The sequence below is a fragment of the Variovorax sp. DAIF25 genome (assembly GCF_050711835.1).
Lineage (GTDB): Bacteria > Pseudomonadota > Gammaproteobacteria > Burkholderiales > Burkholderiaceae_C > Variovorax.
In genome coordinates this window covers 840,270-859,401 of the sequence record NZ_CP136637.1, presented here as the reverse complement: position 1 = coordinate 859,401, position 19,132 = coordinate 840,270, and the positions used below count along the sequence as shown (strand labels likewise).

Sequence of the window (19,132 nt, the reverse complement as noted above, 5' to 3'; positions counted from 1 at the left end):
GGCTGGAAGCCGGCTCTTGAATCATGAGCAACTTCGAGATCTACACCCCAACCGCTGAAGAGGTGCACTCGGGCGAATTGGGCCGCCGCATGCGGCAGTTCAACTATCGGGTTGTCGGCGAGTATGGGCAGGTACAGCCGGTCTGGATCAGCGCAAAGGACGACACGGGTGGGCTCGTGGGTGGCTTGCGCGGATTCGTGTTTCTGCAATGGCTGAACGTGGAGTTGCTGTTCGTGGATGATGCGGCTCGGCATCAAGGCCTGGGGCGAAGGCTGCTCGAAACGGCGGAACAGAAAGCCCGCGAGCTGGGTGCACGCAATGCGACGTTGAACACCTTCGAATGGCAAGCGCGTGAGTTCTATCTCAAGCAGGGCTATGAAGACTTCGGGCGGATCGATGATTACATCCAGGGCTTCTATGTGGCGTACATGAAGAAGGCGCTGTAGTCATAGTGCTTGCTGGCCATGGCAGGAATCATTGGATGAGCGAGCGCGAAGCACATAGGGTCGGGCGAAGTGCGGGTTGCTTTTCGACAATCCAGTCAGACGCCGATTCGCGGTGTTGCTTAACTCAATTGTTGGGCCTGCGAAACAGGCTCTTCGACCGACGGCAGCCGATGGAAAATTCAACCCGCCGATGCAACGCATTCGCTGAAAAATTTCTGCAGTTGTATGGAAACTAAACGTCCTCCGCGGTCTCTCATTCAATTGTCTGCTGATGGCGTTGAGTTGAGGCTATGAGAACCCTGAGATGTCCGGGCCCTTCGGCATGTACTGCCTGAGCAGCCCATCGGTGTTCTCGTTGCTGCCGTGCTGGGGATGACAAAAGTAGACCTGGATGTCGGTGGTCATCGTGAATCGCTTGTGACCGTGCATCTCCGTGCCTCAATACCAGGTCGTTGATTTGTAGAGCTCCTGCTGCAACTGACGCGCGTTCCTTATCAGTGCGTTGATGAACGATTGCGAGTCCTTGCTCTCGAGCTTCACCAACATCACATAACGTTTTTTCCGTTCGACCAACGTGGCGATTTGGCTGTTGTCGCTGCTGACACCGGTAAAGGCTCTTGCTTCATCGTGTGCGCCAATGGCAAGAAGCCAAACGTCATGCCCGGCGTCGGCGGGACGCGTCTGAGACTGACGGCGGCTCTACGGAGAGTCGTAAGGGAAGACGCAGGCCGTCAACAGTCGAGTCGCATCCCATGTGTCGCCTCGCTGCCCTCTTGCTCGACCTGTCTCAGAAAACATGTGGAGGTGCCTTCGCGCCCGAGATCCAATGACGTAAAGGAGCTTCTTTGCGCTGTCGTCTCCGCCGGCGTCGTTGAAGTGCGGCACCATCCCCTCGAGCAAGGAGTGAGCGATGACGACATCGAACTCGGCGCCTTTTACACCGTGAATGGTGGATACCAAGATCCCGGAGCGCCCCTGGAACGCCTTTTTGAAGAAGGAGACGTCGCCGGCAGTGGCGACTCCGTCATTTTGCAGTCGTTGCAATCGCGCCTCGGAGCTTGCGAAGAACGCCTCGTGGTGTTCTGCCAGGCTCGCAAACCCAAGGTAGGGAATGCGAAGGCGAACGAACAGGGCATCGAAGAACGTGCGCAGATAAAGAAGGCCGTCTGTCTCATTTATCACAACTGCGTTGCATTCCGCGAGAAGATCCTTATGGTTGAAGGCGGAAACATCGGCGCCTGCGCTGCTCAGGTCTTGGATCACCTCGCCCGCCCATCGTAAGCGACGCAGGTAACCGCCGGGGGAAGGCTCGGTCAAAGCAAGCCGCGCCACTTTGTACCAAAAGTTCTCCGGGTCTCGGGCGAATGGAACGATGCCTGGACCGTCGAACCGATACTCCGGCAACCGTACCACAAGCGCGCGCGTCATGGCCGTCAGATAGGGCCATTGAGGAGCGAGGACGCAGATCTGATTGGGTGGCACGCCCAGCACCTCGATGTTGTGCTGAATCAAACGCGCGATCTCGTCGGGGAGATCGTCTTTATGGATGGTAGCGTCGTAGGTTACCAGGCTGGCAAAGTCCCGGTCTCTACCCGAAGCTTCGATCGCCGTCCCATAAAGATTGAAGTTCCCGAAGTAGTCAATGAGACGCTGGGAAGAGCGATAGTTTCGCGACAACGTTCTCGGTTCGATCTCTAAACCTGTTATGGCACGCAGGTTGGCAAGCTCGATGGGGAATCCACCCAGCGAACCAAAAATCGCCTGGTTGGGGTCTCCCACCATCAGCAACTTGGTGGAACCACCACCAGCCGACAGTATCCTTCCCAGAATATCGTACTGAATCTCTTTTGTGTCTTGATACTCGTCAACCAGGACAAATGAGAAAATATTACAGAGATTTTCGCTGATCGCAGGATGCGCCGCCACCAGCCTATACGCGTAGAAAAGAATCAACTCAAAGTCAATCTGCCGCCTGCTCTTTAGCGTCGCAAAGAACTCGTCCAAGACATTGTCGATGACCGCATGTTTGCGCGTGTCGCTACACCCAAGTACTCGCTCGCGAGGTGTGAAATAGTAGTCGCAATCCCAAAAGGTGACGCGCGGATTTCGGTATGGGGCGCACAGCTGCTCCAGCACCTTTTCGCGCTCGTGCAAATCGATAATTCGAAATCCGTGAGCCAGATCGGGATGATAGAGGCCGTAGGGCTTCAAAATCCATTCAAGGCAAAAAGCATGAATGGTGCCGATCCACAGTCTCGCGGTGTTGACCCCTAAATTTTCGATCCGCTCGCGGATCTCGTCGGCAGCACGGTTGGTGTAGGTGATTGCGATGACAAACTGGCGGTCTGAGGCTAGGCGCGACAGTTCATGGGCGATCTTGTACGTCAGCGTCCGTGTCTTGCCGCTGCCCGGACAGGCTATGAGGAACTGACTGCCCGCGAAAAGCACCGCAGCCTCTTGTTCCGGGTTCAGCTCACCTCGAGACCAAGCAAACATGGATGATCCCCTCAAGCCACATTCGCCAGCAGTCGATGGATCTGATCGTTTGGCAGCATCGCTAGCAGCGTAGCCTTGAGGTCGGCGAGAGGTAGAACACCGGAATGGTACTGCGCAATCAATGCGTGCAAGGCTTCGGCACCTGCCGCAGCCAAGGCACCACTTTGCGCAGCCTTGCTAACTCTGTAGCGATAGATGTTCGAGAACAACTCCTTTGACAGGGTCGGCTTGGCAAAGAAAATTGCGTCTCGAATGTATAGCGGGATGACTGTTTCGTAGTCCAAGCACCTGCCCAGCAGGATGGCAAACCAACCTTTACCCTGATTCGCCGCCATCGTGAGAACGCGCCGCCCGAACTGAGCCTTGTCCCCAGAGGCCAACTCGGCGTCGGCCGTCGCGAGCGTTAGCGGGTCGGCATAGATGATCGGCACCAGTGCTTTAACTTTCGACGCGTTTCCAGCGGCGATGAAATCAACTTCGAATGTGTGATCGGCGTAGTGGGCGGACAGCCAAGGGTTGCCTTGGACAAAGAGATCGAGAGCAATCTTGCGTACAAGCCCCTTCGCGTCCGATCCATGGCACTTCTTTTTGTAGCGAACATCTGCTTCAGACTCGCCCTGTACAGGGGCTGTGTCGATGATGGCCGCGTCACGATCAGTGAGGATCGCGCAGCGCTTGCGGATTCGAGATTGGTGGAAAAGCACGGCCACATTCTGGAAACCGGTACTACGTATGTTGATGAGGCTGACGCCGATTTCGTCAAGGCTGAGCCCCGTTACCTGCTTGAACATCAACGGAATCAGGATTTCCTCCGCGTCGCCCTCAACCAGGATCACACTTTTGGCGAATAAGAGATTGCTTCGAACCGCGTCTAGATACCGTTGTACCGTGTCGATCGCAGTTGGATCGAGACCCGTTGTGGGTTGATAGGCTTCGCACGATGCACCACGTCGCCCTAGCACATTGACGCTGGAGACCTTGCTGACTTCGGAAATTTGGGTCGAGTGTGTCGAGTAGATGATCTGCGTGTCGGCGTATGCGATGCGATCGAACAAGGTCTTCTGGATGTGGGTGTGGATGTGCGCCTCGGGCTCCTCGATGACCAAGAAGTTGGCGATGGATCGATGTGCTCGTTGATACTGAAATTCGAGAAGTTTCAGCGTCAGGAAGATCAGATTGGCTCCGCCAAGACTGAGCTCGTGAATGGCGCCCTCATAGTCCTCATCCGACTCGCCTACGAAGAGCTTTAGCGACTGGAAGAGCTTATCAGCCTCTTCTGGCAGGTCCGAACGAATCGACAGCGAGCTTGGCGAATAGGTCTCGCCCGCAGCCGCCTTGATTGTGCCTCGAATGTCAGATCGGACAATCTGCACATCGTTTAGTGCCACGATCGATTCGTTAAGTTCGCGGACTCTGGCGACGATCGGATCCATGTCATTTGCGGAGATCGCGCCGCTCTTGCTTTTTAACAGCGTGAGCAGTGGGTTGGTTCGGTTGTTGTGGAACTCGGCCACGACGTCCCGCAACGCTTGGATGTAGGTGAACGAAACCTCGCTTGCAACCGAAAGAAGAGGAGACACGCGGGCGCCAATACGCGGATCATCAGTTTCGTCGCTGATTACGCAGTTTTCAAAGTCGCCCACGATCTCGGAGTATGTCGCGAGGTTGCCAAAGTCGGCCGTGCTTCTGCCGGTGATGACCGTTTCGTAGTCAGAAATTTCAATAGAATCCCTGACTCCCTTTAATCCAGCCATGTCTCCGTCTGCAAGTTGGGCCAGCTTGAGACGGACGTCCTTTTTTGGGCGAAAGATCAGATTGTAGGTAGCCCGGCCGATTGGCGCTGCTCCCGCTACCACCCCTGTTCCATGCAAGAAGAGCGCCTGTATCGCCTCGTCGGGGCCGATCTCGTCGAACTCGAGGCTAATGATGATCCAGTGACCGCGCCAGTTGTCGAGGCCGCGGTGAAAGTCGGACTCTTCCAAGCGAGATGCTGATCGTGACATCGAGTCGTCGAGCAGCAGGCGGATAGCCCGAAACAGATTTGTCTTTCCCGACCCGTTTTCTCCGATGATGGTGTTCACGCCCTTTGTGAACGTTAGGGCCGTGCTTGCGAAGTTTCGGTAGTTGACGAGCGTCAGTTTTGCGATATGCATCAGAGTCTAGACCCGAAAGTTTTGTTGTTGTTGGGATCACAGTCGCCAGCCAAGCTCACGCTGCATCACGATGTTACCGCCAAGCCTCTGAACAAGTGGTAGGAGTGTCCGATTTTGACCGCATTTTTCCGGTGACCGGTATCGGTTGCGGTCAAGTCTTTGAGGCAGGCGTCTTGTTTTCCCGGCTTGCGTCGATGCGAATGATGTCGGGGTTGTCGACCGCGTCTAGCGTTCTCAAGATGCGGTTCACTTTTTCGTGTTCACCTTCGTTGAAGCAAAGAATGACTTTCAACGAGCGCTTCGTATTGCTCGCCTTCTCGTAAATAGCTACTTGATTGCGAAGATTCTTCTCAAGACTCGTGTTGCTCGCAAGTTTGAACTCAACCAAAGCGGCGTTGGCCTTCCCCTTTGAAACTTTGTAGTCGACAGGGCCCCGGCCATTGTTGACTTCGGCATTGACATCGAAGCTCGTCGCGCACCATGTGAGCTTAAACATCGTTTGAAGGTCACTTTCGCGCTTTACGGGCTCGCCGTTCACGTAAAAGAACCGATAGCCATCGTTGTTCTCAATCACGTGCTTCAGGAACACCACCCGTCGCCGGGCTTCCTCAAGCGCGTTGCCGCTCAAGTCGCCTGGGTGAGGCTGCATCTGCTTGCGTAGCTCTGCAATTTCGTTTGCCAGTTGGCGGACGTTTTCCACAAACTGGGTTTCGGTCACCTTTACCTTACGGCCGCTTTGCGCATGCGCCTCCGGCGCGGATTTTTCTTTTATCCGGATATAGATATCGAGCACTTCCGGATGCGCCGCGAGTGTTCTCAAAGCTGCCTCCCTTCGCTCACGAGCGCTCGTCCTCTCGTTGACTTGCCTGACGAAGTGTTGGTCCACTCGTCGGCGGAGGTCGTCGTCAGGAATGGCTATTTGAATTTGGGTGAACTGCGCAAGCATGTCGCCCTGATTGATCCATGCTTCTTCTCGAGTGAGCATGTCTTTTGGCGTCAGAAGAACATAGTCACCCTCGAAGTACGGCAGGTCGAAGTAGCCGCTTTTCCATCGGCGTGTTGCATAGTCAAACTCCACCTTGTCGACTCGAAAATTCTTCACAAACTTAGAATTTAGATGGGCCTTGGCGAACTCCTGCGTGTACGCCAGTAAATACCCTTTGATGAGATTGGTCGTGAAGTCGCTAAGGTGATCTCGGCCAACGCCATTGGTCAACAATCCAAGCTTCTCTAGGTGGCTACTGCTGGTGGTGGTCTCGTCTCCGAATCCGCGAAACACAGTTCTCAGATTCGTGGCGAGAGAGCGAGCAAAGGCGGGGCCGAGCCCGGTCCCTTCGTTTCCAGTTTGGCTGAAGCCCAGCCAGTTTTGCTTAACCTCTTTAAAAAGGAGCCACTGATTGACATCTACCGGGCTCAGTTCCCCATCGAGCGCTTGCTCCTTGATGAACACCAGGTAGTCGATGATGCCATCGTGAAGCGGCTTGTACTTGTTTTCCGTACTATCGAACAGGAGAAAGGGGTCTACGAACAGCGGGAGGTCGTTGATTAAGGCAATGTTGAAGGCTCCGTAGGTATCAACCACTTGGGGGTCTACCTCGAAGACGTCTGAAAAGTAGACAGGAAACGTCAGCGCGTCCCAAGATCCGTCATGTCTAAATTGCATTGCAGTTCCGGCGAGTTGAATTCCGTTTTGCTGTTACGGGACATCCGCCGCTTGGGCTGCTAGATGACGCCATGTGGCCAGATTCTCACTCATGCAGTGTCGCCCTCGTCGGTACGGGGGGCACTCGAACTCCCTTTCAAACGTCGAGTTGCATCCTGCCATCGCGGGACGGGCCGCGCGGGCCGAATCCCCTCCTCAAAAAGAAGGAGGCGAATTTCTGCTATTTGGGAGTGTTTTCGATAGCCGTGCGAACGTCCTCTGTACGGCGGACCTAGTCCCCAGCGGCGAATGACGCTCCTAGTCAATAGGACTGGAAGTTCAGTTCGGGCGCACGGAGGGCAGGAGCTCCGACTCTTTCAGCACCGAATTTGAACGTAGAACATTGATGTAAAGAAGCTCATCGAATTGAGCCAGCCATTTGCCAAGGCCGTGATGGGCTTTCAAGACCTTTTCCAACCTAACCAGTACGACAGCTTTTTAATGCTGAAGTCTTTCAGCGACGTTGGTCCGGTGGTCGAATGCCACCGGTCTTCGACAGGATAGTGTGGATCGAGGTGTGAGGTCGGTCGAACAGGTGGCCGATCTGATGCAGAGTCCAGCCTTCCTTCCAGCGCTCCCACATCAATGCCTTCTGAGCGTCCGCGTAGTGGGTTCGCGTCCGAACTTAATCTGCAACACTCCTTCTGCCTCAGCAGTGGTTGTTGTGTTGCTTCGACCGGTTGAATCCGCCGCCGATAGTACCCATTCGCGCGAAGCCGACGGATGTCGGCAACCGCTGCATAGCCACCGCCATCAAACCAACGTCAAACGCCCGCAACGGGTCGGCTGCGTAATTCATAGCCCAACGCAGCAGACATTCGGTCAGCGTTAACCAGCCGCCAAGCAAATTAAGGCAAATAGAGCCTTCATCCACAGTCAGCTGAATCGCGCAGCAACGGAGGCTCGAGTTGCTATCGAGCCGCAGTGGCTAGAGTCGCTGAACTCCTGTCTGTCTTGGGTCAGTAGGCACCCATGTAGTCACGCTTACCGACCTCAACACCGTTGTGGCGCAAGATGGCATAGGTAGTTGTCACGTGGAAGAAAAACTGCGGCAGCCCGTAGTGCAGAAGATATGCGCCTGCGGTCAGCTTCTTTTCCTTGGGGGTGCCGGGGCGCAATACGATCTCGCGGCTCTCGCTTGAATCGAATTGCTCAGACTCGAAAGAGCCGATATGGGCCAAAGCTTTGGCGATCAACGCTTGCAGGTCGGCGAAGCTGACCTCGGTGTCGGGCCAGGACGGCAACTCGGCACCAGCCAGGCGGGAGGCAATGCCCTTGGAGAAGTCCGCGGCGATCTGTACCTGACGTACCAGCGGAAACATGTCAGGGAACAGCCGCGCCTGCAGCAGCGCATTTGGATCGATGTTCTTCTGCGTCGCATGGTCTTCGGCCTTCTTGAGCACGTCGGACATGGCGCGCAGCATCTGCTGCATGACGGGAATGGAGGCGTTGTACAGCGGGCTGGTCATAGTGAGTTCAGTTCTGAAATTGGGCGCGATGGCCGGAGTTGGCGTGGCAGAGGTCCTGCCGACCATGTAAGGCTAACAGCACAGGGTGAACTGAATCGGCCCGGCTTTTGGGGCCAGCTTTTCTTCCGGCGCTCACGCCGATCGGGGCCGGCCCGCCACGGCCTCTTCGAGGTCCGTGCCCCGCGCATCGCAGAAGCTGCATTTATTGGCGCTTGCCGCAACTTCGTGCCAAACGGCACAGCAACCCGCTCACTTCTTCCCTAGAGTGGATGCCCCTCTCACTCGCTACCCCACCTAGGGGAGAAGAAAGGCGCAACACACCAACCCACCGAGATGTTCGAAGGCTGCTTGCCTCGCGGCAGGTTGTCGTTGCGAAAGCAGCGATGCAAATGCGAGGTATCAAAAGGCGACGGCCAGGGTGTTAGTACCACCCCAGCCGTCTAACCAAGTTCGTGCAACACCTCTAAAGGACCGCACAAAAATGGCTACCAAGACTATAGCCCGGCGTCGCACGCCGGTATCCCCCGGAGAAAACGCCCAAGGCCCGGCGGATCTCCTCGAAAACACCCTCTCCCAACTCGAAGCGCTTCTGTGGGCCTCTCACGGAAAAGACATCGATTGGTGCAGCGGTGACGGGCCTCGCCACCTGGACAACCTGCTCTGGCTCGCGGCGGAACTCGCTCACAAGGCCGGGGAGCTGTTTCAGTTGAGCGAGATGGCGCGACGTGGCGCGCTCGAGACTGGCGGGTAAGGGCTGGTCTGCGGGCCGCGGTTTCGCGGCCCGCTTAGGAGACAGGTCCTATCCTGTCCTCGCCATTCGCAAGGGCTGCCAACTGACCGCGCCAGTCAGAGCCCAATAGCCCCCACGATGTGATCCGCCAACAACCCAGCCGCCCGCGACAAACCCGCCGCCCGATGCAGCCGTATATCCGCCCCAGGCAGCCGCGGCATGCCATCGCGCTCCGACAGCGCCCGCAGCCTCGGCGGAAAGATGCCCGACTTCACCACGGTCACCGCCAGTCCCTGCGCCGCGATCGACTCCACGGCCGCGAGGCTGTGGCTCACGAAGGCCAGGCGCCATGGTCGCCCCGACGCATCGAGCGCCTCGGTCGCCCATTGGCGAAACAGGCAACCCTGCGGATAGAGCGCGACCGGCAGCGGATCCTGCGATTCCACCGATTGAGAAACGGCCGTGGCCCACACCGCCTGTTCGCGCCGCAGCAGCTCGCCGCCGCCCTGGCCTTCGGGATGCATCGCGATCACGAGGTCGAAGTCCTCGCCCAGTCGCTCGGGCATGCGCGCGGTCAGGCCGGTTTCCATCTCGATGTGGATGCGCGGGTAGGCGGCCACGAAGCTGGCGAGCACGGGCGGCACGACGAAGCTGCCGTAGTCGTCCATGACGCCGAGCCGTACGCGGCCCTCGACCTTGTGCTGCTGCAGATGGCCCACCGCCTCGTCGTTGAGCAGCAGGATGCGGCGCGCATAGCCGAGCAGCCCCTCGCCCGCAAGGCTCAGTTCGACGTTGACCTTGGTGCGGTGAAAGAGCGCGGTGCCCAGCCGCTCCTCGAGCCGCTTGATCTGCATGCTCACGGCCGACTGCGTGCGGTTCAGCGCCGTTGCCGCGCGGGTGAACGAACGGTGGTCGGCCACGGCCACGAAGGCCTTCAGCAGCTCGGGGTCGAGCGTCGGGATGCTCATTCGATTCGTTGATCAGAGTGACCAAATAAATTCCATTGATTGATGATAGAGGGCTGCCTACGCTGCTGTCACTTCATCGATCAGGGAGCACGAGCGTGGGAGAACTCTTGGGCATCGCGGCCGCGATGCTGTCCAGCGCGCTGGGCGGCGCCGCGGTGGGCGCAACGCGCTATTTCGCGGGCGTCATCGATCCGGTGGCGCTCGGCGCCTTCCGCTTCGGCATCGGCTTCTGCCTGTTGCTGCCGATGGCGCTGCTGCGTTCCGGCGAGTCGTGGCCCGCGCCGCGCGACTGGCCCGCGGCCGCCGGGCTGGGGCTGCTGTTCTTTGGCCTGTTCCCGCTGCTCTTCAATGCCTCGCTGCACCATACGACCGCCGCGCGCGGCGCGCTGGCGCTGTCGGCGCTGCCGCTGCTCACCATGGCCGTGGCGGGCGTGCTGCGCGTCGAGCCCTTCACGCGCCGCAAGACGATCGGCGTGCTGGTCGCGATGGCGGGCGTGGGGCTGGCGCTGCTGTCGGGACTGCGCACCGCGCCGCCCGATGCCTGGCGCGGCGACCTGTTGATGCTCGCGGCCGCGCTGTGCATGGCGTTCTACAGCGTGGGCTCGCGTCCGCTGATCCGTCGTTCGGGGCCATTGACCTTCACCGCCGTGGCGATGGCGGTCGGCGCGCTGTGCCTCACCGGCATCGCCTGGCAGGGCGGCAGCTTCGCGCCCGTGGTGTCCTTCGGCACGGCCCAGTGGCTCGCCATCGCCTACCTCGGCGTGTTCGGCGGTGCGATCGTCTTCTTCCTCTGGGCTTTCGCGCTGGGCCGCACCACGCCCACGCGCGTAGCGATCTCGGTGACGGTCAATCCGGTGGCGGCTGGTCTGGTGGGCGCCTGGCTGCTGGCGGAGCCGCTGCGGTGGAACCTCGTCGCGGGGCTGCTGGCGGTGCTGGCGGGGATCGTGATTGCGGCGACCGGAGCGTCGCGCGGATAGGCGGGGTGCTCGGGGTGCGAAGGATCGAGGATTCCTCTTGCAGGAGATTGATGAGCAGGAAGCAGGGAAGCGTTCGCAGCGGGCAAAGCGCGGGTGCTGCAAATGTCATTCATTTGAAGTACATTCGGGTTTTGCGTACTGAGAGGACACTGCCATGGTCGCCAATGCAGTCGTACAGACCCGAATCGATGCAGACGTGAAGGATCGCGCGTCGGCTGTGCTCGAGAACATGGGGCTCACCGTCTCGGATGTGATGAGGATCGTGTTGACGCGGGTCGCCAAGGAGGGCGCATTGCCTGCGGGGTTGACCGTCGACGCCGCGGCGCACGATGCCTGGTTCCGGGCAAAGGTGCAGGAGGCACTGGCAGATCCACGCCCAGCCGTTGCGCACGACGAGGTCGAAGCGCATTTCTCCAAGCGGCGTGCGGCCGCGCTCCTCAAGACAGGAAAAGGCAGGAAGTGAGGCTCGAGTGGTCGCCGCTGGCGATGGATGACCGCGAGCGCATCTTCGATTTCATCGAACAGGACGATCCACGCGCGGCGATCGCGGTGGATGAGCGTATTGCCACGCAAGTGCTCTTGCTGATGCAGTTTCCAGAGGGTGGCCGTCCAGGTCGCATCGAAGGCACGCGAGAACTTGTAATCCGGCGCACGCCCTACATCGTGGCCTATCGGGTCGAAAGGGACGGCGTTCGTATTCTGCGAGTTCTTCACAGCGCGCAGATGTGGCCTGGCGGCATGACGGACCTTCTTTGAAAGGAGGGAGGGACACTGCCCCTGTACCTCCACCGGGGGACTGCCATCCCCCCCGCCCGGTCCTACATTCCCCTCATGACCGAGTCCTTCACCGTCCAGACCGAGTGGGTGCACCTCCAGTACGACGAGCACGCCGCCTTCACCGAGACCTACGGCTTCTCCGGCAACCAGGGCGCGGTGAACCTCGAGGCGATCCGCTTCCGGCCCGAGGGGCAGGCCTCCGACACGCTGATGGTCTTCATGCATCCCGCGTCGACGCTGCAACTGCTGCCGGTGCCGCGCGCGATGGCGGCCACCGGCGCGCACGTGCTGTGCGCGGGCAGCCGCTACCAGCGCAACGACACGGCGCTGATCATGGAGAAGGTCTTCCTCGACCTGAGCGCCTACATCCGCCATGCGAAGCAGGTCTGGGGCTATCGCCACGTGGTGCTGGTGGGCTGGTCGGGCGGCGGGGCGCTGGCGGTGAGCTACCAGGCCGAGGCCGAGGACCCGCGCATCACGCACACGCCGGCCGGCGACGCGGTCGATCTCAAGGGCAAGGGGCTGATCCCGGCCGACGCGGTGATCTACCAGGCCGCGCACCTCTCGCGCGCGCACCTGCTGGCCGAGACCATCGATCCCTCGGTGAAGGACGAGCTGAACCCCGACGACCGCGACGTCGAACTCGACATCTACGATCCGCGCAACCCGAACCAGCCGCCGTACTCGCCGGCCTACATCCAGCGCTACCGCGTGGCGCAACTCGACCGCATGCGCCGCATCACGGCCTGGGCGCGGGCGAAGCTGGCCGAGCTCCAGGCGCGCAACACCGGCGAGATGGAGCGGCCCTTCCTCGTGCACCGCACGCTGGCCGATCCGCGCTTTCTCGATCCCACGCTCGACCCCAACGACCGCCGGCCGCGCTGGTGCTACATGGGCAATCCCGAGACGGTGAACTCCGGGCCGGTCGGGCTCGCGCGCTTCACCACCTTGCGCAGCTGGCTGTCGCAATGGTCGCTCGACGACTCCTGCGGCAACGGGCTCGAAGGCGCGCGCCGCATCCGCGTGCCGCTGCTGGTGATCGAGAACAGCGCCGACGACGCGGTGCCGACCACGCATCCCAAGATGCTGTTCGAGGCCGCGGCCTCGCCCGACAAGCTCTTTCGCGTGGTGAAGGGCGCCACCCACTACTACGCCGGCCAGCCCGAGCTGCTGCAGGAAGCCACGGCGCTGATCCGCGGCTGGCTGCAGGAGCGCGACCTGCTCGAGCGTTGAGTCCGTGAAGACCGGCGCTGTCGCCGCAGTCGCTGCGATGGGGCCGGTGCTGGTCGTCGGCGTGGTCACGCTCTCGACCGCGGTCCAGCCGCTGGGCACCGACCTCTATCTCGCGGCGCTGCCCGCGATCCGCAACGAGTACGCGGCGCGCGTGGGCGTGGTGCAGCTCACGCTGGCGGTGCTGGTGTTCAGCTTCGGATTGAGCCAGCTGCTGTGGGGCCCGGCCTCCGACCGCTTCGGCCGGCGGCCGGTGCTGGTGGCGGGCTTCCTGCTGTACGCGGTGGGCGCCGCGGTGGGCGCGATGGCGCCGAACATCGAGGTGCTGATCGCCGCGCGCGCGGCGCAGGGCCTGGGCATCGCGGCCTGCATGGTCTGCGGCCGCGCGATCGTGCGCGACCTGTTCGAGCAGCAGCACGGCACGCACGTGATGACGGTGGCGATGTCGGTGCTGGCCTGCCTGACGATGCTGATTCCGGTGACCGGTGCGCTGCTGGCCCAGACCCTGGGCTGGCGCGCCACGCTGTGGTCGATGGCGTTGTGCGGCCTGGCCGGCGCGCTGCTGGTGCTCGCGCGCGTGCCCGAGACCGCGCGCGCGCTCAAGCCCGATGCACTGCGCCTCGGCCCGCTGCTCGCGGGCTATGCGCGCATCGCGCGCGATCCGGCCTTCCAGTCGTGGACTTTGCTCAACGCCTTCGGCTACGCGGCCAACTTCGGTTTCTTCTCGAGCTCGGCCTATCTCTTCATCGAAACCTTCGGCGTCTCGCGCGTGGGCTTCGGGCTGGTGATCGGCGGCGCCTCGGTCACCTACCTCGCGGGCACCATGCTGTGCCGGCGCTGGATCGCGGCGCACGGCATCGTGACCTCGGTGCGGCGCGCGGGCTTCCTGTCGCTGCTGGCGGCGCTGCTGCTGGTGGTGCCGCAGCTCGCCGGCGCGCACACGGCCGCCACGCTCACGGCGGGCCTGTGGCTGATGCTGCTGGCCTACGGCATCCACCAGCCCTGCGGCCACGTCGGCATGGCCACGCCGTTTCCGCTGCAGGCCGGCGCGGCCTCGGCGCTCGGCGGCTTCATCTTCGCGGGCGCGGCCTTCCTCTGCGGCGGCTGGATGGGCCTGATGTACCGCAGCGGCAGCGCCGCCGTGCTGTCGCTCACCACGGGCGTGCTCGCGGCCGCGGCCGGCACGATCGCGCTGACCTTGGTACAACGTCATGGCCGGCCCGTGCCCGCGCGGCCCGCCGTGCCCTGAATCCCCGCTTTCCATTCCTTCCAGGAGACATCATGCGCAACGACAACGCCTACATCGTCGGCTGGGGCCACACGCCCTTCGGCAAGCTCGACAACGCCGAGCTCGAGCAGCTCATCCGCGACGCCGTGCAACCCGCGCTCGACAGCGCGGGCGTGGCGGCCGAGGACATCGACGGCATCTTCGTGGGCCACTTCAACGCCGGCTTCGTCGGCCAGGACTTCACGGCCTCGCTGCCCGCGGTGGCCATGCCCGAGTTCCGCCACACGCCGGCCGTGCGCTGCGAGAACGCCTGCGCCACCGGCTCGGCCGCGATCTGGGCCGCGCTCGACGCCATGGCCGCGGGCCGCATGAAGCGCACGCTGGTGATCGGCATGGAACGCATGAACGGCCTGCGCACGCCCGAGGTGGCGGCCACGCTGATCAAGTGCTCGTACGTGAAGGAGGAGGGCGCCGACCCGGCCGGCTTCGCGGGCATCTTCGGCGGCATCGCGAGCAACTACTTCGAACGCTTTGGCGACCAGTCCGACGCGCTCGCGGCCATCGCGGCCAAGAACCACGCCAACGGGATGCACAACCCCTATGCCCACATGCGGCGCGACTTCGGCTTCGACTTCTGCCGCACGCCCTCGGACAAGAACCCCTTCGTGTCGGGACCGCTCAAGCGTTCCGACTGCTCGCTGGTGTCCGACGGCGCGGCCGCGCTGGTGCTGTCGACCGAGCCGCTCGCTGGCGCCAGGGTGCCGGCGGTGCGCTGGCGCTCGCGCACGCACGTCAACGACTTCCTGCCGATGTCGCGGCGCGACCCGACGAAGTTCGAGGGCGCGGCCATGGCCTGGAAGAAGGGCCTGGCCTCGGCCGGCGCCTCGCTCGACGACCTGGGTTTCGTCGAGACGCACGACTGCTTCACCATCGCCGAGCTGCTCGAGTACGAGGCCATGGGGCTCGCGCCGCACGGCGAGGGCGCGCGCGTGATCCTCGACGGCGTGACGCGCAAGGACGGCCGGCTGCCGGTCAACCCTTCGGGCGGACTCAAGTCCAAGGGCCATCCGATCGGCGCCACCGGCGTGTCGCAGCACGTGATGGCCGCGATGCAGCTCTCGGGCACGGCCGGCGGCATGCAGGTCGAGCGCACGCGCATGGGCGCGGTGTTCAACATGGGCGGCTCGGCGGTGGCCAGCTACCTCAGCATCCTGGAGCCGGCCTCGTGAGTGCGGCGCAGGCGATGAACCTGGGCCGGCTGCTCACGCAGACGGCCGCGCTCTTTGCCGAGCGGCCGGGCCTCATCCAGGAGGGCGGGCGCAGCTGGACCTGGGGCGAGATCGAGGCGCGCGTGGCCGCGATGACCGCGGCGCTGCGCGCGCTCGGACTGAAGAAGGGCGACCGCATCCTCGTGCAGTCGCGCAACAACCTGCAGATGTTCGAGAGCTGCTGGGTCGCGTTCCGTTTGGGCTGCGTCTGGGTGCCGACCAATTTCCGGCTCACGCCCCCCGAGGTGGCCTACCTCGGCGCGTCGAGCGGCGCGGTCGCGATGATCGTGGAGGACATCTTCCCCGGCCATACCGACGCGGTGCGCGCGGCCTCGCCGGCGCTCGCGCACGTGGTCGCGATCGGCCGCGCGCGCGAGGGCGAGCATTCGTACGAGGAGCTGCTGCGCGCGCACGAGGCGCACGATGCGGCGCAAGCCGAGCACGAGACCGTCGACCGCGACGACCCGCTGTGGTTCTTCTACACCTCGGGCACCACCGGCCGGCCCAAGGCCGGCGTGCTCACGCACGGGCAGATGGCCTTCGTGGTCGCCAACCACCTGGCCGACCTGATCCCGGGCACGACCGAACACGACCGCTCGATCGCGGTCGCGCCGCTGTCGCACGGCGCGGGCATCCATGCGCTGCTCAACGTGGTGCGCGGCGCGGCCACCGTGCTGCCGGCCAGCGAGAAGCTCGACCCCGAGGCCTTCTGGGCCTCGGTGCAGGCGCATCGCGTCAGCAATCTCTTCACCGTGCCGACCATCGTCAAGATGCTGGTCGAGCATCCGGCGGTCGACCGCTATGACCACAGTTCGCTGCGCCACGTGATCTACGCGGGCGCCCCGATGTACCGCGCCGACCAGAAGCTCGCGCTGCAGAAGCTCGGCAAGGTGCTGGTGCAGTACTTCGGCCTTGGCGAGGTCACCGGCAACATCACGGTGCTGCCGGCCGCCATGCATTCGGCCGACGACGAGGATCCGAATGCCAACATCGGCTCGTGCGGCCGCGCGCGCACCGGCATGGAGGTGGCGATCCTCGATGCCGACTTGCGGCGCCTGCCCACGGGCGAGGTCGGCGAGATCTGCGTGCGCGGCCCCGCCGTGTTCGCGGGCTACCACGGCAACGAGGAGGCCACGCGCAAGGCGCTGCGCGGCGGCTGGTTCCACACCGGCGACCTCGGCCGGCTCGATGCGCGCGGCCTGCTCTACATCACCGGCCGCGAGTCCGACATGTACATCTCGGGCGGCTCCAACGTCTACCCGCGCGAGGTCGAGGAGGTGCTGCTCACGCATCCCGCGGTGGCCGAGGTGGCGGTGCTCGGCGTGCCCGATCCCAAGTGGGGCGAGGTCGGCGTGGCCGTGGTGGTGCGGCGCGAGGGCGCGCAAGTCGACTGCGATGCGCTGATCGCGCACCTCGACGGGCGCTGCGCGCGCTACCGCTGGCCGCACCACGTGTTCTTCTGGGAGGCGCTGCCGAAGTCGGGCTACGGGAAGATCGCGAAGAAGGACATCCGGCAACTGCTGGTCGAGCGCGGGGAGATCGCGGCGTAGGCGGCGGCTTGCTTCAGGCCATGGCGCGCGAGGTCGCCCACATCGCCTCGACCAGCCGGTCGATATCCGCCGCGTCCGCCCACAGGTGGGTCGACACCCGCACGGCCCAGTGCCGCTGGGTGGCGCCGATGACCGGGACATCGACGTTGCGGATCAGGAAGCCCGGCGCGTGGTCGCTCATGAGCCTGGCCACGAAGCTGGCGGACTTCTCCCTGTTGCCGATGTCCGCCGGGTTCACGAAGGGATTGAACGAGGTGATCGCCGACAGCAGCCTGGGATCGTCCTTGGGCGAGTAGAGCCGGTCCACGCCCCACTTCTCGGCGATGCGCTCCTTGAGGTAGCTCGCCAGGGCCAGGTCGTAGGTCTCGATCTTCTTGCGGCCGATCTGGTCCCAGAGCTGGCCGGCCTTGACCAGCCCGTTCCACAGCGGCAGATGCATGCTGCCGCACACGCTGACCTGCGCGGCGATGTCGTAGGTCGCAGTCTGGTTGGTGCTGCGCGCCATCGGCTTGGCGAAGCTCGAGGTGTGAACGGGATACCACGTCGGCAGGGGCAGCGGGTTCGATGCCGCGCGGATCTTGTTGCGCACGATCAGGATGCCGGTCGACCCGGGTCCGCACTGCCACTTGTGGCCGGCACCGGACATGAAGTCCATGCCGAGCCTGGCGTAGTCGTAATGCATCATGCCCGGCAGATGCGCGCCATCGACGATGCTGATCAGCTCGTACTTCCGGACGACGGCCATCAGTTCCTCGATCGGCAGCATGGTGCCGGTCTTGTAGGTGGGCGAGGACCACATCATGGCGCGCACCCGCTTGCCCGCGTTGCGCAACTCGAGGATGCGCTGCTCGAAGAGATCGGCGTAGTCCGAGGCCCGCTGCGCGTTGCCCACCGGCAGCTCCACCCTCGACACCTCGATGCCGTAGCGGGCCTGCGCGATCCACAGCGGCGTGTCGCCGCCGACGTGCTCGTGGTTGGTCGTCACGACGACGTCGCCGCTCTTCCAGTCCAGGCCCAGGATCGCGTGGCACATGCCCGAGGAAGTGTTGGCCGAGAGCGCCAGCTCGTCGGGGTCGACCCCGAAGGCCGGCGCCAGCGCCTTGCGCTGCTCCATGAGGTCGGTGTAGCCGCTCGCCGATTCCCTGGCCTTCGCGCGGTTCTCCTCGTCGAACAGGTCGAGCACCAGCTTCGGCATCGATCCCGCGGTGCCGATGTTCATGAAGGTCTTCGCCGGGTTGAGCACGAACATGCCCTGGACCTGGGTCCAGAAGGCTTCGTCCTCGAGCAGGCGAAGGCGCAGTTGATCGGCCGCGGTGGGCAGCGTTCCCGCGAAGGCGATGCCGCCGCCGTCGCCACCCCCGCAGCCCGAGAGTTGGCCCAGCGCGGCGAGTCCGGCGCCCGCGCCCAGCACGCGCAGGAAATCCCGTCGCTTGGCGGACCATCGGTCGGCCGCTCGAACCGAAAGGTCCGGATGCGCGTTGGCGGCTTGCGTGCGTGGCTCGGCTGGATGCATTGTGTTTCTCCCTGCGTTGGCTCGATGAATGAATGGACAGCGGGTATCCGGTGGCGGCGCTACCTTCTTCCGGCGACGACCGCGATCTCGATCAGCACGTCGCGCGGCAGCCTCGCCACCTGCACCGTGGCGCGCGCGGGCGGCTGGCTCTTGAAGTACTCGCCGTACACGCGGTTCATCGCGGCGAAGTCGTTCAGGTCCTTCATGTAGACCGTGCTCATCAGCACGTCGGCGTGCGAGAGCCCCTGCGAGGCGAGCTTCTCGCCGATGTGGTCGAGCACCGCCTTGGTCTGCTCCTCGATGGTGGTGCCCTGGGTCGCGGTGCCCTTCGCATCCAGCGGGAGCACGCCCGAGAGATAGACGAGGCCGCCGTGCGCGACCATCTGCGAGTACGGGCCGATCGCCGGATAGATCCGGTCGGTCGAGAGCACCTGCCTGGCGGATGGCGGCGGCAGGGCGCAACCGGTCAGAAGCGCGGCGAGTGCGATCGCCGACAGCAGCGCGGGGCGGCGCGTGTGATGGTGCATGTGGTTTTCTCCCTCGGGGCACGATGAAAGGAATCGGTGCTGTGTCGTCGTGCTGGCGACCCGGGAAATTCTGCGGACCGTGCCGCCACGCACTCAGA

Annotated in this window: 16 protein-coding genes and 2 pseudogenes; 9 read left to right on the top strand and 9 right to left on the bottom strand. The window is 63.0% G+C overall.

The features are described from left to right. Window positions 1–23: 23 nt before the first annotated feature. Entirely contained in the window at window positions 24–446 is a 423-nt protein-coding gene (locus R0232_RS38105; RefSeq protein ID WP_431514363.1) for a GNAT family N-acetyltransferase, read from the top strand. A gap of 207 nt (window positions 447–653) precedes the next feature. Here R0232_RS38105 and R0232_RS38100 read toward each other — a convergent pair. From R0232_RS38100 to R0232_RS38075, 6 genes and pseudogenes are all read right to left on the bottom strand, one after another. After that, window positions 654–1,088: pseudogene (locus R0232_RS38100) on the bottom strand (IS30 family transposase); the annotation flags it as partial. Window positions 1,089–1,145: 57 nt separating this feature from the next. Next, the gene (locus R0232_RS38095; protein ID WP_431514362.1) at window positions 1,146–2,942 is read right to left on the bottom strand and encodes a UvrD-helicase domain-containing protein; all 1,797 of its coding nucleotides are present in this window, start codon (window positions 2,940–2,942) and stop codon (window positions 1,146–1,148) included. A gap of 11 nt (window positions 2,943–2,953) precedes the next feature. Next, window positions 2,954–5,095, bottom strand: coding sequence for an ATP-dependent nuclease (locus R0232_RS38090; protein ID WP_431514361.1), 2,142 nt, complete (start codon window positions 5,093–5,095; stop codon window positions 2,954–2,956). 151 nt (window positions 5,096–5,246) lie between these two features. Further along, the gene (locus R0232_RS38085) at window positions 5,247–6,677 is read right to left on the bottom strand and encodes a hypothetical protein (RefSeq protein WP_431514360.1); all 1,431 of its coding nucleotides are present in this window, start codon (window positions 6,675–6,677) and stop codon (window positions 5,247–5,249) included. Between the two features lie 577 nt (window positions 6,678–7,254). Next, window positions 7,255–7,380: pseudogene (locus tag R0232_RS38080) on the bottom strand (IS30 family transposase); the annotation flags it as partial. 376 nt (window positions 7,381–7,756) lie between these two features. Further along, window positions 7,757–8,266 carry a DUF1993 domain-containing protein gene (locus R0232_RS38075; protein WP_431514359.1) on the bottom strand — a complete coding sequence of 170 codons (510 nt, stop codon included), beginning with the start codon at window positions 8,264–8,266 and terminating at the stop codon, window positions 7,757–7,759. 481 nt (window positions 8,267–8,747) lie between these two features. On the opposite strand from R0232_RS38075, the gene R0232_RS38070 reads away from it, so the two are divergent. Further along, window positions 8,748–9,017, top strand: coding sequence for a hypothetical protein (locus R0232_RS38070; protein WP_431514358.1), 270 nt, complete (start codon window positions 8,748–8,750; stop codon window positions 9,015–9,017). Window positions 9,018–9,112: 95 nt separating this feature from the next. On the opposite strand, the gene R0232_RS38065 is transcribed toward R0232_RS38070, so the two are convergent. Beyond that, entirely contained in the window at window positions 9,113–9,964 is an 852-nt protein-coding gene (locus tag R0232_RS38065) for a LysR family transcriptional regulator (RefSeq protein WP_431514357.1), read from the bottom strand. A 95-nt stretch (window positions 9,965–10,059) separates the two neighbouring features. Between R0232_RS38065 and R0232_RS38060 the strand changes: the two genes are divergently transcribed. The 7 genes from R0232_RS38060 to R0232_RS38030 all read left to right on the top strand — a co-directional run bounded on the left by R0232_RS38060 (window position 10,060) and on the right by R0232_RS38030 (window position 16,994). After that, a complete protein-coding gene (locus R0232_RS38060; protein WP_431514356.1) occupies window positions 10,060–10,941 on the top strand; it encodes a DMT family transporter in 882 nt (293 codons plus the stop codon). A gap of 154 nt (window positions 10,942–11,095) precedes the next feature. Then, window positions 11,096–11,404 (top strand): type II toxin-antitoxin system RelB family antitoxin, encoded by a 309-nt coding sequence (gene relB, locus R0232_RS38055; RefSeq protein ID WP_057594171.1) that lies wholly within the window; start codon window positions 11,096–11,098, stop codon window positions 11,402–11,404. Continuing rightward, window positions 11,401–11,697, top strand: coding sequence for a type II toxin-antitoxin system RelE/ParE family toxin (locus tag R0232_RS38050; RefSeq protein ID WP_431514355.1), 297 nt, complete (start codon window positions 11,401–11,403; stop codon window positions 11,695–11,697). The genes relB and R0232_RS38050 overlap by 4 nt, the downstream gene beginning before the upstream one ends. 75 nt (window positions 11,698–11,772) lie before the next feature. Continuing rightward, window positions 11,773–12,951, top strand: a complete 1,179-nt coding sequence (locus tag R0232_RS38045) for an alpha/beta hydrolase (protein WP_431514354.1) — start codon at window positions 11,773–11,775, stop codon at window positions 12,949–12,951. Between the two features lie 4 nt (window positions 12,952–12,955). After that, window positions 12,956–14,197 carry an MFS transporter gene (locus R0232_RS38040; protein ID WP_431514353.1) on the top strand — a complete coding sequence of 414 codons (1,242 nt, stop codon included), beginning with the start codon at window positions 12,956–12,958 and terminating at the stop codon, window positions 14,195–14,197. Between the two features lie 32 nt (window positions 14,198–14,229). Continuing rightward, entirely contained in the window at window positions 14,230–15,405 is a 1,176-nt protein-coding gene (locus R0232_RS38035) for an acetyl-CoA acetyltransferase (protein ID WP_431514352.1), read from the top strand. Window positions 15,406–15,419: 14 nt separating this feature from the next. Then, on the top strand, window positions 15,420–16,994 hold the full coding sequence (locus R0232_RS38030; protein WP_431514650.1) for an acyl-CoA synthetase: 1,575 nt from the start codon (window positions 15,420–15,422) through the stop codon (window positions 16,992–16,994). A 13-nt stretch (window positions 16,995–17,007) separates the two neighbouring features. Here R0232_RS38030 and R0232_RS38025 read toward each other — a convergent pair whose 3' ends face one another. Together R0232_RS38025 and R0232_RS38020 are read right to left on the bottom strand one after the other, a co-directional pair. Then, window positions 17,008–18,507 carry an aminotransferase class V-fold PLP-dependent enzyme gene (locus tag R0232_RS38025; protein ID WP_431514351.1) on the bottom strand — a complete coding sequence of 500 codons (1,500 nt, stop codon included), beginning with the start codon at window positions 18,505–18,507 and terminating at the stop codon, window positions 17,008–17,010. 59 nt (window positions 18,508–18,566) lie between these two features. Further along, window positions 18,567–19,034, bottom strand: coding sequence for a Rid family detoxifying hydrolase (locus R0232_RS38020; RefSeq protein ID WP_431514350.1), 468 nt, complete (start codon window positions 19,032–19,034; stop codon window positions 18,567–18,569). Window positions 19,035–19,132: the final 98 nt, after the last annotated feature.

Excerpts from the sequence above, each read along its gene's own strand:
- R0232_RS38105 (WP_431514363.1), top strand. The coding sequence starts at position 24 with ATGAGCAACTTCGAGATCTACACCCCAACCGCTGAAGAGGTGCACTCG.
- R0232_RS38095 (WP_431514362.1), bottom strand. The coding sequence starts at position 2,942 with ATGTTTGCTTGGTCTCGAGGTGAGCTGAACCCGGAACAAGAGGCTGCG.
- R0232_RS38090 (WP_431514361.1), bottom strand. The coding sequence starts at position 5,095 with ATGCATATCGCAAAACTGACGCTCGTCAACTACCGAAACTTCGCAAGC.
- R0232_RS38075 (WP_431514359.1), bottom strand. The coding sequence starts at position 8,266 with ATGACCAGCCCGCTGTACAACGCCTCCATTCCCGTCATGCAGCAGATG.
- R0232_RS38070 (WP_431514358.1), top strand. The coding sequence starts at position 8,748 with ATGGCTACCAAGACTATAGCCCGGCGTCGCACGCCGGTATCCCCCGGA.
- R0232_RS38065 (WP_431514357.1), bottom strand. The coding sequence starts at position 9,964 with ATGAGCATCCCGACGCTCGACCCCGAGCTGCTGAAGGCCTTCGTGGCC.
- relB (WP_057594171.1), top strand. The coding sequence starts at position 11,096 with ATGGTCGCCAATGCAGTCGTACAGACCCGAATCGATGCAGACGTGAAG.
- R0232_RS38045 (WP_431514354.1), top strand. The coding sequence starts at position 11,773 with ATGACCGAGTCCTTCACCGTCCAGACCGAGTGGGTGCACCTCCAGTAC.
- R0232_RS38035 (WP_431514352.1), top strand. The coding sequence starts at position 14,230 with ATGCGCAACGACAACGCCTACATCGTCGGCTGGGGCCACACGCCCTTC.
- R0232_RS38030 (WP_431514650.1), top strand. The coding sequence starts at position 15,420 with ATGAACCTGGGCCGGCTGCTCACGCAGACGGCCGCGCTCTTTGCCGAG.
- R0232_RS38025 (WP_431514351.1), bottom strand. The coding sequence starts at position 18,507 with ATGCATCCAGCCGAGCCACGCACGCAAGCCGCCAACGCGCATCCGGAC.
- R0232_RS38020 (WP_431514350.1), bottom strand. The coding sequence starts at position 19,034 with ATGCACCATCACACGCGCCGCCCCGCGCTGCTGTCGGCGATCGCACTC.